Annotated in this window: 9 protein-coding genes; 7 read left to right on the top strand and 2 right to left on the bottom strand. The window is 58.5% G+C overall.

Annotation, left to right across the window (positions count from 1 at the left end; translation table 11 throughout):
- Positions 1 to 5 precede the first annotated feature (5 nt).
- The 7 genes from AAFH49_RS10235 (at position 6) to AAFH49_RS10205 (ending at position 9,503) form a co-directional block, all read left to right on the top strand.
- Positions 6 to 4,406: a methyl-accepting chemotaxis protein gene (locus AAFH49_RS10235; RefSeq protein WP_342297842.1), complete on the top strand. Its 4,401-nt coding sequence runs from the start codon at positions 6 to 8 to the stop codon at positions 4,404 to 4,406.
- A gap of 41 nt (positions 4,407 to 4,447) precedes the next feature.
- Positions 4,448 to 4,978: a chemotaxis protein CheW gene (locus AAFH49_RS10230; protein WP_342297840.1), complete on the top strand. Its 531-nt coding sequence runs from the start codon at positions 4,448 to 4,450 to the stop codon at positions 4,976 to 4,978.
- Positions 4,979 to 5,048: 70 nt separating this feature from the next.
- Positions 5,049 to 5,435, top strand: coding sequence for a response regulator (locus AAFH49_RS10225; protein WP_168674249.1), 387 nt, complete (start codon positions 5,049 to 5,051; stop codon positions 5,433 to 5,435).
- 105 nt (positions 5,436 to 5,540) lie between these two features.
- On the top strand, positions 5,541 to 7,181 hold the full coding sequence (locus AAFH49_RS10220; RefSeq protein WP_342297837.1) for a chemotaxis protein CheA: 1,641 nt from the start codon (positions 5,541 to 5,543) through the stop codon (positions 7,179 to 7,181).
- 56 nt (positions 7,182 to 7,237) lie between these two features.
- Positions 7,238 to 7,870 (top strand): chemotaxis protein CheC, encoded by a 633-nt coding sequence (locus AAFH49_RS10215; RefSeq protein ID WP_342297835.1) that lies wholly within the window; start codon positions 7,238 to 7,240, stop codon positions 7,868 to 7,870.
- A gap of 176 nt (positions 7,871 to 8,046) precedes the next feature.
- Positions 8,047 to 9,138, top strand: a complete 1,092-nt coding sequence (locus AAFH49_RS10210; RefSeq protein ID WP_342297833.1) for an agmatinase family protein — start codon at positions 8,047 to 8,049, stop codon at positions 9,136 to 9,138.
- Positions 9,139 to 9,164: 26 nt separating this feature from the next.
- On the top strand, positions 9,165 to 9,503 hold the full coding sequence (locus AAFH49_RS10205) for a phage holin family protein (protein WP_342297831.1): 339 nt from the start codon (positions 9,165 to 9,167) through the stop codon (positions 9,501 to 9,503).
- Positions 9,504 to 9,583: 80 nt separating this feature from the next.
- Here the strand turns inward: AAFH49_RS10205 and AAFH49_RS10200 are convergent, their stop codons facing one another.
- Positions 9,584 to 10,456: a DUF4349 domain-containing protein gene (locus AAFH49_RS10200; protein WP_342297829.1), complete on the bottom strand. Its 873-nt coding sequence runs from the start codon at positions 10,454 to 10,456 to the stop codon at positions 9,584 to 9,586.
- 179 nt (positions 10,457 to 10,635) lie between these two features.
- Entirely contained in the window at positions 10,636 to 11,940 is a 1,305-nt protein-coding gene (murA, locus tag AAFH49_RS10195) for a UDP-N-acetylglucosamine 1-carboxyvinyltransferase (protein WP_342297826.1), read from the bottom strand.
- Positions 11,941 to 11,970: the final 30 nt, after the last annotated feature.

Raw genomic sequence — 11,970 nt, 5'->3', positions numbered from 1 at the left:
TATATATGGCTTCCCCCCAGAATCCGCGACCCAAGGCTCGTCGTACTGCTGCGCTTACTACGGATGTCACTGACGGCGCAACGCCGGACGCCGGCGCGGTTTCGTCGCTCGACGTGGTGCGCACCAACAACGACCTGACCCGCAAAAAGGGCGGCTCGCGCGGCTCCGTCGACACTCAGGACCCGGGCTACGTCAACGACCAGCTCAACCGGGTGCTTTACGCCCTCGATGCCTTTAAGAAGGGCGATGTATCGGTGCGGCTTACCAAGCAGAACGACGACATCTTCGCCGAAATCGCGGAAGCCTACAACTCGATGGTGGACATGATTGCCGGGGTAGGGGGCGAGGTGTCGCGCATCTCGAAAGTGGCCGGGGTAGAGGGTAACCTCAAGGCGCGGGCTTCGGCCGACGGCGCCGCCGGCTTCTGGCGCGACATGATTAACAACATCAACGGCTTGGTGGACAGCATCGCCGTGCCGGTGTTGGAAGTGGGCAAGGTACTGAAGAACATCAGCCGCGGCAATCTGGACGAAAGCTTCCAGATTCCGGTATCGGGCGACTTCAAGTTGATGGCCGAAACCATCAACAAAACGATTGATAACCTGAACATCTTCGCCGGCGAGGTAACCCGTGTGGCGCAGGAAGTGGGCACCGAAGGAAAGCTCGGTGGCCAGGCTTCGGTACCAAACGTGGGCGGTATCTGGAAAGACCTGACCGACAACGTAAACAACATGGCCTCAAACCTCACCGTGCAGGTGCGGGACATTGCCAACGTAGCCACGGCCGTAGCCAAAGGCGACTTGTCTCAGAAAATCACCGTTGATGTAAAAGGGGAATTCCTGCAGCTGAAGCAGAACCTGAACCAGATGGTGGACTCGCTGAACCTGTTTGCCGGCGAGGTAACCCGCGTGGCCCAGGAAGTGGGTACGGAGGGTAAACTCGGCGGCCAGGCCAGCGTGCCCAACGTAGCCGGCGTGTGGAAAGACCTGACGGACAACGTAAACAACATGGCCAGCAACCTGACTTCTCAGGTGCGGGACATTGCCAACGTAGCAACCGCGGTAGCTAAAGGCGACCTGAGCCAGAAAGTAACCGTTGATGTAAAAGGCGAGCTGCTCCAGTTGAAGCAGAACCTGAACCAGATGGTAGACTCGCTCAACCTGTTTGCCGGCGAGGTAACCCGCGTGGCGCAGGAAGTAGGCACCGAAGGCCGCCTCGGTGGTCAGGCCTCGGTACCCAGCGTGGCCGGCGTATGGAAAGACCTGACCGACAACGTAAACTACATGGCCTCGAACTTGACGAGCCAAGTACGAGACATTGCCAACGTGGCAACTGCGGTTGCTAAAGGTGACCTGACTCAGACGGTTACCGTCGATGTAAAAGGGGAATTCCTGCAGCTGAAGCAGAACCTGAACCAGATGGTGGCATCCCTCAACCTGTTTGCCGGCGAGGTAACCCGCGTGGCGCAGGAAGTGGGCACGGAAGGAAAACTTGGCGGCCAGGCCAGCGTGCCCAACGTGGCCGGTGTGTGGAAAGCCCTCACCGACAACGTAAACGACATGGCCGCGGCTCTCACCTCGCAGGTACGAGACATTGCCAACGTGGCAACGGCCGTAGCCCGTGGTGACTTGAGCCAGAAGATGACGGTGAACGTGAAGGGCGAAATCCTGGAGCTGAAGAACATCCTCAACCAGATGGTGGACTCGCTCAACATCTTCGGTGACGAAGTAACCCGCGTGGCCCGCGAAGTAGGTACCGAAGGCAAGCTCGGCGGCCAGGCCGTGGTGCCTCGGGTAGGCGGCACCTGGAAAGAGCTGACGGACAACGTGAATACGATGGCCAGCAACCTGACCTCGCAGGTGCGAGACATTGCCAACGTGGCCACGGCCGTATCGAAGGGTGACCTTTCGCAGAAAATCACGGTAGATGTAAAAGGCGAGCTGCTGGACCTGAAGGACAACCTCAACCAGATGGTGGACTCGCTGAACATCTTCGCCGGCGAAGTAACCCGCGTGGCCCGCGAAGTAGGCACCGAGGGTATCCTCGGCGGTCAGGCCAACGTGCCAAAAGTGTCTGGCACTTGGAAGGATTTGACGGACAACGTGAATACGATGGCCAGCAACCTGACCTCGCAGATGCGGGACATTGCCAACGTGGCCACGGCCGTAGCTAAAGGTGACCTTTCGCAGAAAATCACGGTTAACGTGCGCGGTGAGCTGCTCCAGTTGAAGGAAAACCTCAACGAAATGGTGGACTCGCTGAACATCTTCGGTGACGAAGTAACCCGCGTGGCCCGCGAAGTAGGTACCGAGGGCAAGCTCGGCGGCCAAGCCAAAGTGCCCAACGTACGTGGTACTTGGAAAGACCTGACGGACAACGTAAACACAATGGCCAGCAACCTGACCTCGCAGGTACGGGACATTGCCAACGTGGCAACGGCCGTATCGCGTGGCGACTTGAGCCAGAAGGTTTCGGTAAACGTCAACGGCGAGCTGTTGGACCTGAAGGACAACCTGAACCAGATGGTGGACTCGCTCAACATCTTCGCCGGCGAGGTAACTCGTGTGGCGCAGGAAGTGGGCACCGAAGGCAAGCTCGGCGGCCAGGCCAGCGTGCCAAACGTGGCCGGCGTGTGGAAGGAACTGACCGACAACGTAAACTACATGGCCTCCAACCTCACCACGCAGGTACGGGGTATTGTTAAAGTAGTAACTGCGGTATCGAAAGGTGACTTGACGCAGAAGCTGACGCTGCAAGCCAAAGGCGAAGTGGCCGACCTGGCCGACACCATCAACAGCATGGTGGATGACCTTAACCGTCTCGCCGTCGAAGTAAGCCGCGTGGCTAAAGTGGCCGGGGTGGAAGGCAAGCTGACTGAGCGTGCCACGGTAGGCGGCGTATCGGGCAGCTGGAAAGAGTTGGTGGACACGCTTAATGCCCTGCTCGAGTCCATCGCCTCGCCGGTACTGGAAGTGGCCCGCGTGGTACGCGCCATCTCGGAAGGCGACTTGACCCAGCGCGTAGACGTGCCGACCACGGGCGACATTCTGGCCATGGCCGATGCCCTGAACCTCGCCGTTGAAAATCTGAATGAACTGCTCGGCGAAATCAACGACTCGTCGCAGATTGTGGGTACTTCTTCGGAAGAAATGGCCGGAAAAGGGCAGGAAATGAGCCGAGTAACTGTCGATGTGGCCCTGGCCATGCAGCAGATGGCCGAAGGTGCTCAGAACCAGGCTTTGAAAACAGACCAAGCCTTCAAGCTGATTGAAGAAATCATGCAGGCCACCAAGGAAACAGCCAACAAAGCCGATGTCGTGAACAAATCGGCAATCCTGGGTGAGCAAACCTCGCAGCTCGGTCTGAAAACGGTGGCCGAAGTGGTGAAAAACATGGAAGAAATATCCAGCGCCGCTTCGCAAACCTCGCGCACAATCGAAGTACTAAGCACCCGGTCGGGTGAAATCAGCAAGTCGCTGGGCGTGATTACCGACATTGCCTCGCAAACCAACCTGCTGGCTCTGAACGCCGCCATCGAAGCAGCCCGCGCCGGGGAAGCCGGCCGTGGTTTCGCCGTAGTAGCCGAAGAAATCCGGAAGCTGGCCGAAAGCTCCCGCCGTTCGGCCAACGAAATTGCCACGCTGGTTGACGACGTGAAAAAGGATACGACCACGGCGGCCACGGCTATTTCGACCATGGAAAACCGGGTATTGAAAGGCAAGAACGCTACGTTCGAAGCCAGCTCGGCCTTTAAGAACATTGCCACCAGCAGCGGCGAAACGCTCCGCACCTCGCGTGACATTCTCACGGCTACCGAGGTTCAGAAAACCTCGATTGGCGACGTGGTGAAATATGTGGAAGAGGTGGTAGCCATTGCCGAGCAAACGGCTACCGGCACCCAGCAGGTAGCCGGCACGGCCAAGCAACTGTCGACAGCTATGCAAGAGTTGACTACTAGCTCGCAGCGCCTCACCGACATTGCCGACGACCTTCAGGCCGGCCTCGAAACCTTCCAGCTCAGCTCCTACGAGCCGGAGCCGGAGCCGGAACCCATACGCCGGGGTGCCCGCGATACCTACCGCGCCCGCGAATCGTACGCCCCCGCGCCACAGCCGCAGAACGGCATGGCCGCCCGCCGCTCGCAGAGCCGTGCCGAAGCTGCGCCGGTTGCTGAAACCAGCCGGCAGCCAAACGCTGCTCGTCGCGTCCGCTCGGAAGCAGCAGCGCCGGTAGCGGCTCCGGCCCCCACCCGTCGGGAGCGTCCGGCCCGCGTGCAAGCCGTAACCCGGCCTGTAGAAGTTCAGCCGGAAGCAGCCGTGAATGGCAAAGCAGCGAAGAATGGTCAGGCCGCTAAAAATGGCCAGGCCAACAAGGCTGCGACCAAATCAAAGGCCAAAACCAAGTAATTCTCAACCCATTCGTTTAGCCCATTTTCGACTAATCCCGCATGGCTGAGATTGAAATAACTGCTCCCATTGCCAAAGCCGAACGCCCTAAGCCCGCCGAACTGGTGCAGCTTATCGTGTTCCGCTTGGGCGATGAGGATTATGGCATTCGCATCGAGCAGGTGAAGGAAGTGACCGTCACGCCCGACGTGGCTCGCATGCCCAAAACCCCGCCTTTCATCAAGGGCATTGCCAACCTGCGCGGCGATATTATTGCCATTCTGGACCTGGAAGAACGGTTCCGGCTGCGGCCAGCCGGCCGGCCAATTCCCGAGCGCAGCTACACCATTGCCGTCGAAGCCGCCGACTACGTGCTGGGCCTGATGGTACGCGAAGTGCCGCGCCCCTTTACCATGCCGCTCAGCCAGATTGAGCCGGCCCCGGAGTTCGTGCAGGACTCCAGCACCCGCGACAAATACCTCGAAGGCATCGCCAAACTGCCGGAAGGCGGCATTATCATCGTGCTGGACATGCGCAAGCTCCTGACCCCAAGCGAAGTGATGCGCCTGCCGGGCAAAACGGCATCTTCGTAGCCCCGGCCCCGTACAAAGGTGGCCCGCAACTACGCTCGGCTACCCGTTAAATCTCACGTTCCCCAATTCCATGAATAAGCGCATCCTCATCGTCGACGACTCCTTCTATATGCGTACGATGCTCAAAAACATGCTCACCGATGCCGGCTACGAAGTAGTAGGCGAGGCAGCAAACGGCGCACAGGCGGTGGAAATGGCCGCTTCGACTTCCCCCGACCTCATCACGCTCGACGTAATTCTGCCCGACAATACCGGCCTGGACGTGCTGAAAAGCCTCCGCCAGATTCAGCCTTCAGCCAAAGTGGTAATGTGCAGCGCTGTTGGCCAGGAGGTTATCGTGACCGAAGCCATTGAAAATGGTGCCCTGGCTTACATCGTGAAGCCGTTCTCGGAAGAGAAAGTACTGGAAATTGTGGGTGCGGCGCTGCAAAACGACGCTTCTGAGCAGGCTGCGTAAAGTGCGGCTACAACATTCCGTCTCTGTGCCACATTCCTTCGGAAACGATGGAATGTGTCTGTGTGCGCCGGAAAGTTGGTTTATTAACTCAATTTCTAAGGCCTAATGAAAACGCGCGACCAGGAATACCGGGAGCTTTTCATGGCCGAAGCGCTGGAGTATTACGACTCCATGAGCCGCCATTTGAGCGAGCTTGAGCGCAACCCCAATGCCGGCCCGGCCCTGAATGAGCTGTTCCGGCTCATGCACAACCTCAAGGCTAATGCCCGCGCCATGGGCTTTACCGATTTGGGCGAGGTTGCGCACCATCTCGAAACGCTGTTTGGGCTAATTCGGGACCAGGAGCGCACGTTCAGCGGCTCGCTCATCAAAGTGGTTTTTGCCGGCGTTGATGCGCTGGGTAATATGATTCGGGCAGTGGGAGCCAACCAGCCGCTTCCGGATGCCAAGGCGTTGCTCGACAACCTCGACCGCTTGGTGCGTGGCGAAGAGCCGATACTGGACGAAGCCGAAGAAGCAGAGTCTGAGGAGGAATCGGGCAAGAAAATGGAGCTTTCGGACCTGGTGTATATCCAGGTTAAAAAGCTTGATAATCTGCTAAATCTGGTAGGGGAATTGGTGATTGACCGCGACCGGATTATGACCCTGGCGCAAGAAATTGGCAACCCCGCGCTGCTGGCCACGGCCCAACACTTGTTCCGCATTTCCGACGACTTGCAGTACAGCGTGATGGATGCCCGCCTGGTAGGCGTCGGGGTGTTGCTGAACAAATTCCCTCGCGTGGTGCGCGACGTGGCCAGCGCCGAAAGCAAAGAAGTTGAGCTCACCCTCAGCGGGCAAGATGTACAGATTGACCGCAATATCCTGCAAATCATTACCGATGCGCTGTTGCATTTGGTGCGCAACGCCGTCAGCCACGGCCTTGAAACCACGGCCCAGCGGGCAGCAGCCGGCAAGTCGGCCGTTGGTCACCTGACACTTTCGGCCCTGACTGAGCGTGACGACGTACTTATTCAGGTGCGTGATGATGGTCGGGGCATCGATACCGAAGCCGTGCGCCGCAAAGCCGTGGAGCGTGGCCTGACCACAGCCAGCGTGGCCGCCACCTTGGATGAGCAGGCCGTGTGGGCTTTCCTGTTTGAGCCCGGCTTCTCGATGGCCAGTAAGATTACCGACATTTCGGGTCGCGGCGTAGGCCTCGATGTGGTGAAGCTGGCGCTTGACTCGTTAGGCGGGCAATTGCGGGTGGAATCGCAGCTGGGCGTGGGCACTACGTTTACGCTGGTGCTGCCCACGTCTATTGCCGTGAAGGGCGCGCTGCTGATTGAAGTAGACGAACGGCCCTACGCCATCCCGCTGATGCACACGGATACTGTACTAGCGCTGCAACCCGACCAGATTTCGGTGGTCGGCGGCGTGCTGGTAACTCATGTGCAGGGCCAGGCCGTGCCGCTGATACCACTGCGGATGCTGCTGCACGACGAGGGTGACGAAATGCTGCCCTTCGCTGATAAAAACGACATGACCGGTGCCCAGCAGGTACTGGTCGTGAATTACAATAACCGCCGACTGGGCTTGTTGGTTGACCGGTTTATCCGGCAGCAAAACATTGTCATCAAGCCCCTTAGTAAACCCCTGGATACCATCGACCTGTTTGGTGGAGTTACCCTGCTTGGCAGTGGGCAAGTTTGCTTGGTGCTCGATGTGCCGGCCCTGACTCGCCTGTTTCTGACCAAACGCCCTTAATTTTCCTTCTTTCACCCCCAGTCCTCGCAGCTGCACTTTCCCCTATCTTTGACGTTATGGATTTATCGATGACTGAGTTAGAGCGTGATATAATCCGCGAGATTCTTAACATCGGCTTGGCCCGTGCCGCCGATTCATTCGCTGTAATCGCCCAGGAACGGGTGCTGCTTGAGGTGCCCAATATCGATTTGCTGATGAGCGACGATATACTGCACCGCGTGCGCGATTACCAGACCCGTCACGTGCCCATTCAGTCCGATATCCGGGGTGATTTTAATGGTACGACGCTCATGTTCTTCTCGGGGCAGCACGTCCAGCGTCTCTCGCGGGTGTGCCTGCGAATGCAAACCACTGAAACCTTAGAGTTGAACGAGTTGCAGGAATCCCTGCTGCTCGAAATCAGCAACATTATCACTGGGGCTTTGGTGACTCAGCTGGCTAATATTCTCAAGGCCAATATCTACGGTGCGCCGCCCGTGGCGCCCAAGGGTGATATTGCGGAGAACCTGCAGAGCCTGTTGCCAGCGCAGCAGCTACAGCCGCTCATTTTCTCCGTTATCACGCAGTTTTCGGACCGCGACAACACGGTGGAATTGCCGCTGATGCTGTTTTTTGACCGCGTGACGTTCCAGAAAATTCTGGAAATCATTCGCAGCTACGACTTCCTGGGTAGCCAGATGTCGGCCTAATAACGTTTTTGGGAATGCTTAACCGCGTTCCGGCCCGTCATGCCGCGCCGGCCGTTACAACTCCCCTACGAGCCCGTTCGCTGAACTGGGCTGGTGTGCTGGGACTTGCAACGGCCGGCGCGGCATGACGTTCTTTTTCGCCTTCAACTTTACTGTTTACATACGCATCAATTCCAATGTCTAAAGCGGACGCCCTAGCCCAGAAAATTGCTTCTTTCGACCCCAACGCGCCCGGCGATGCGGACAGCGGCCTGTTCGGCCTGCCCTTCACGCCCGAGGAGGCGCAGGTAGTGGTGGTGCCCGTGCCATGGGAGGTGACCGTGAGCTACCGCGCCGGTACGGCCGCTGGCCCAGCCGCCATCCGAGAAGCCTCGTTGCAAGTGGACCTGTACGATTCCGACGTGCCCAATGCCTGGAAGCTCGGGCTGGCCATGGAGGAAGCGGATGAAACCATTGCCGAAGCCAGCCGCAAACTGCGCCCGCTGGCCGCCGATTACATCGGCTGGCTGGAAGAAGGCCAGCCCGAAGCCGACCGCAAAAAGCACGAAACTGTGCCCGCCCAGGCCACGGCCGAAGGCGACAAAATGCTGCAATGGCTGAAAGCCAAAACCGGTGCCCTGCTCGATGCCGGCAAAGGCGTGGTGGTGCTGGGTGGCGACCACAGCACGCCGCTGGGCTACCTGCACGCGTTGGCCGAGCGCCACGAGGAATTTGCCATTCTGCAGTTCGACGCGCATTGCGACCTGCGTCCGGCTTACGAAGGTTTCAAATACTCGCACGCCAGCATCATGCACAACGCGCTGGAATTGCCGCAGGTGAAGAAGCTGGTGCAGGTGGGCATTCGGGACTTTTGCCAGCAGGAGGCCGATGTTATCGACCAGTCTAATGGCCGGGTGGCGCTGTTCAGCCAGCGGTTTTTGAGCGACGAGAAATTCGCCAAGAAATCGTGGAAGAAGGTGTGTGGCAAAATCATCGCCCAACTGCCCAAAAAGGTCTATATCAGCTTCGATATCGACGGCCTCGACCCCAAGCTGTGCCCCGGCACCGGCACGCCCGTACCCGGCGGCCTGGAGTTTGAGGAAGCCACTTACCTGCTACGCTCCATCGTGCGCGAGGGCATCCAAATCATCGGCTGCGACCTGAACGAGGTAGCGCCCGGCGACACCGAGTGGAATGCCATCGTGGGCGCGCGCCTGCTCTACCAACTTTGCAACTGGATGGCCGTATCGCAAGGGCGGCTGCCGGCCAAAGGCATGCATGCCGAGTAGGCTTCTTTCACCTTAACCCTTTTGCCATGTTAGGATTCATTCTCAAATTCATTCTTACCGCCGTGCTGGTGTATGGCCTCAGCATGGTGCTGCCGGGCGTGGTGCTGGGCGGCGTGGGCAGTGCGGCCATTCTGGTCATCGTGCTGGGCATTCTGAATGCCATCGTAAAGCCCATTCTGCAAATTCTGGGCTTTCCCATCACGGTGCTCACGCTGGGCCTGTTTCTGTTGGTTATCAACGTCATCATCGTGAAATTGGCCGATTTCCTGATGAGCAGCTTTGATGTGCACGGCTTTCTGAATGCGCTGCTGTTCAGCATCGCGCTGTCGGTGGTGAATGCCGTGGTGGATTTGGTGATGGATTAGATTTTATTGCTAATACCCAAAAAAGGGCTTCCCGCGCGTGCGGGAAGCCCTTTTTTGTTACGCATTTATTCTGGTTTACGTCAGGCAGCTACCTGCCGCTGACGCCACCGGCGCAGGGCCCAGCCGCCCGCTCCCATCAGTAGTAATAAAGGCCAGATGTTGGTGAGAGCAACTACCAACTCCAGCACAACCGACCAGCCCCGGTAAAAGGCCGTGAGGAACTGCGGGGAAAAGTCGTGCATGGGAGTTTGAGGTGCGGGCGTTGGCAATACTTGGAAGTAGTGAAGCGTCAGAGTTGCCCAGTCGGCGCGGGTGCCGAACCGTTGCAACTGCGACTCAGTAGTGGCGGCATCAGCCCGTTGCCGCCGGATTTCGCCCTCCAGGTGGGTGCGTTCGTCGGGAGAGGTGGCGCGGGCTAGCTGCTGGCGTAGCTGGGTTTCGGAAGTCTGTTGTTCTTGGAGATGGGCGGCCGTTGCGAGTACATCAGCCGTGATATCGGCAGAGGCAATGTCTTTGTTCTCGATATGGCCCAGCCTTCCTAGGGCGGATACCAGGGCTACAAACTGAGCTGGCGGCACTTTTACCGTCATTTCCTGGCGGCGCTGGCCATCGGCGCGGGTTTCGTGGGCGGTACCGAGATAGGCACCGTGGTGCTCCAGTAGCGCATTGATGCGGTCGGTGGCTTTGTCGAAATCCTCCACCTCCATGTTCAGTTCGGCCTGATAGGCGACCGAGTGCCCGGGCTGGACCTTGGGTGTGGCAACTACCTCGGGTTGTACCGCTTGCTCATCAGGCATTGCCACTGTTGTGGGCTGCGAAGTAGTGGATGAGGCGGGAGCCTGATTGTTTGCGGTGGCCGGTTCGGCGGCAAGGGCAATAGTTTCGTCGGATTTGGATTGGCTGCACCCGGCCAGCCCCAGTCCGAGCAGGACGGGAATTATCAGGAATTTCATCGGCAATGAATTGGGAAAGCTGAATGGAAAAGGACTCAGCGGCGCAGCTGAACCTTTATCCAAATTCAGCTTTTCGGTAACCCGATGGGGCAAAAAAACAGCCCGACCTGTAAGGGGCGGGCTGTTTAAAAACTGCGTTGCGATATCCGCAATAGGGCTTTTAGGTATCAATAAAAAAACTATAGGCGGCGAATATCAGCCCCCAGTGCATTCAAGCGCAGGTCGATGTTCTGGTAGCCGCGGTCAATCTGCTCCACGTTTTCGATGGTGCTTTTGCCTTCGGCCGACAGCGCGGCGATGAGCAAGGCTACGCCGGCCCGGATATCGGGCGAAGTCATGGTGATGCCGCGCAGGCGGGTGCGCTGGTCGAGGCCGATGACGGTGGCGCGGTGCGGGTCGCAAAGAATTACCTGCGCGCCCATGTCGATGAGCTTATCGACGAAGAACAGGCGCGACTCAAACATCTTCTGGTGAATGAGGACTGTGCCCTTGGCCTGGCAGGCCACCACGAGCACAATGCTGAGCAAGTCGGGGGTGAAGCCGGGCCAGGTGTGGTCGCTCACCGTCAGGATGGAGCCGTCGAGGTAAGTAGCAATTTCGTAGTGCTCCTGGGCCGGAATGTAAATGTCATCGCCCCGGAATTCCAGTTGGATGCCCAGCTTGCGGAAGGTGTCGGGGATGAGGCCGAGCTCGGGAATCTGGCAGTCCTTGATGGTGATTTCGGAGCCCGTCATGGCCGCGAGGCCGATGAAGGAGCCGATTTCAATCATATCCGGCAGCATGCGGTGGTCGGTACCGCCGAGCTTCTCCACTCCCACGATGGTGAGCAGGTTGGAGCCAATGCCTTGGATATTAGCGCCCATGCGTACGAGCATGCGGCACAGCTGCTGCAGGTAAGGCTCGCAGGCGGCGTTGTAGATGGTAGTGGTACCTTCGGCCAGTACGGCGGCCATCAGGATATTAGCGGTGCCGGTTACCGAGGCTTCATCGAGCAGCATGTGGGTGCCCTGCAACTTGCCTTCCACCTTGATGCGGTAGAAATCAGTGCCTTCGAGCGTGAGCTTGCCGCCCAGCTTTTCGAGGCCCAGAAAGTGCGTATCCATCGGCCGGCGGCCGATTTTGTCTCCGCCCGGCTTGGGCAGCTGGCAGCGGCCGTAGCGCCCCAGCATGGGGCCGAGAATCATAACCGAGCCGCGCAACGCGCCGGCCTGGGCCACGAACTCGGGCGTGTCCATGTAATCAAGGTTGACATCCTCGGCCTGGAAAATGTAGGTATCGGTGGCCAGTTTGCCCACTTTCACGCCCATGTCGCGCAGCAGCTCGATGAGCTTGTTGACGTCGCGGATGTCGGGGATATTGCTGATGGTTACGGGTTCCGGAGTCAGCAATACCGCGCAGAGAATCTGTAGGGCTTCGTTTTTGGCGCCCTGGGGCGTGATTTCGCCGCGCAGTGGTTTGCCGCCGCGTACTTCAAATGCAGCCATTGAGGTTGGATTGGGATTCTAAATGAAGAA

This window comes from Hymenobacter segetis (assembly GCF_038448715.1).
GTDB lineage: Bacteria > Bacteroidota > Bacteroidia > Cytophagales > Hymenobacteraceae > Hymenobacter > Hymenobacter segetis.
Note: the sequence above shows the minus strand (reverse complement) of the source record. Positions and strands in the feature narration are given on the sequence as shown.

What these genes read in the sequence shown, in the direction of transcription:
- murA (WP_342297826.1), bottom strand. Translation starts at nt 11,940, where the DNA reads ATGGCTGCATTTGAAGTACGCGGCGGCAAACCACTGCGCGGCGAAATC.
- AAFH49_RS10210 (WP_342297833.1), top strand. Translation starts at nt 8,047, where the DNA reads ATGTCTAAAGCGGACGCCCTAGCCCAGAAAATTGCTTCTTTCGACCCC.
- AAFH49_RS10235 (WP_342297842.1), top strand. Translation starts at nt 6, where the DNA reads ATGGCTTCCCCCCAGAATCCGCGACCCAAGGCTCGTCGTACTGCTGCG.
- AAFH49_RS10225 (WP_168674249.1), top strand. Translation starts at nt 5,049, where the DNA reads ATGAATAAGCGCATCCTCATCGTCGACGACTCCTTCTATATGCGTACG.
- AAFH49_RS10230 (WP_342297840.1), top strand. Translation starts at nt 4,448, where the DNA reads ATGGCTGAGATTGAAATAACTGCTCCCATTGCCAAAGCCGAACGCCCT.
- AAFH49_RS10215 (WP_342297835.1), top strand. Translation starts at nt 7,238, where the DNA reads ATGGATTTATCGATGACTGAGTTAGAGCGTGATATAATCCGCGAGATT.
- AAFH49_RS10200 (WP_342297829.1), bottom strand. Translation starts at nt 10,456, where the DNA reads ATGAAATTCCTGATAATTCCCGTCCTGCTCGGACTGGGGCTGGCCGGG.
- AAFH49_RS10205 (WP_342297831.1), top strand. Translation starts at nt 9,165, where the DNA reads ATGTTAGGATTCATTCTCAAATTCATTCTTACCGCCGTGCTGGTGTAT.
- AAFH49_RS10220 (WP_342297837.1), top strand. Translation starts at nt 5,541, where the DNA reads ATGAAAACGCGCGACCAGGAATACCGGGAGCTTTTCATGGCCGAAGCG.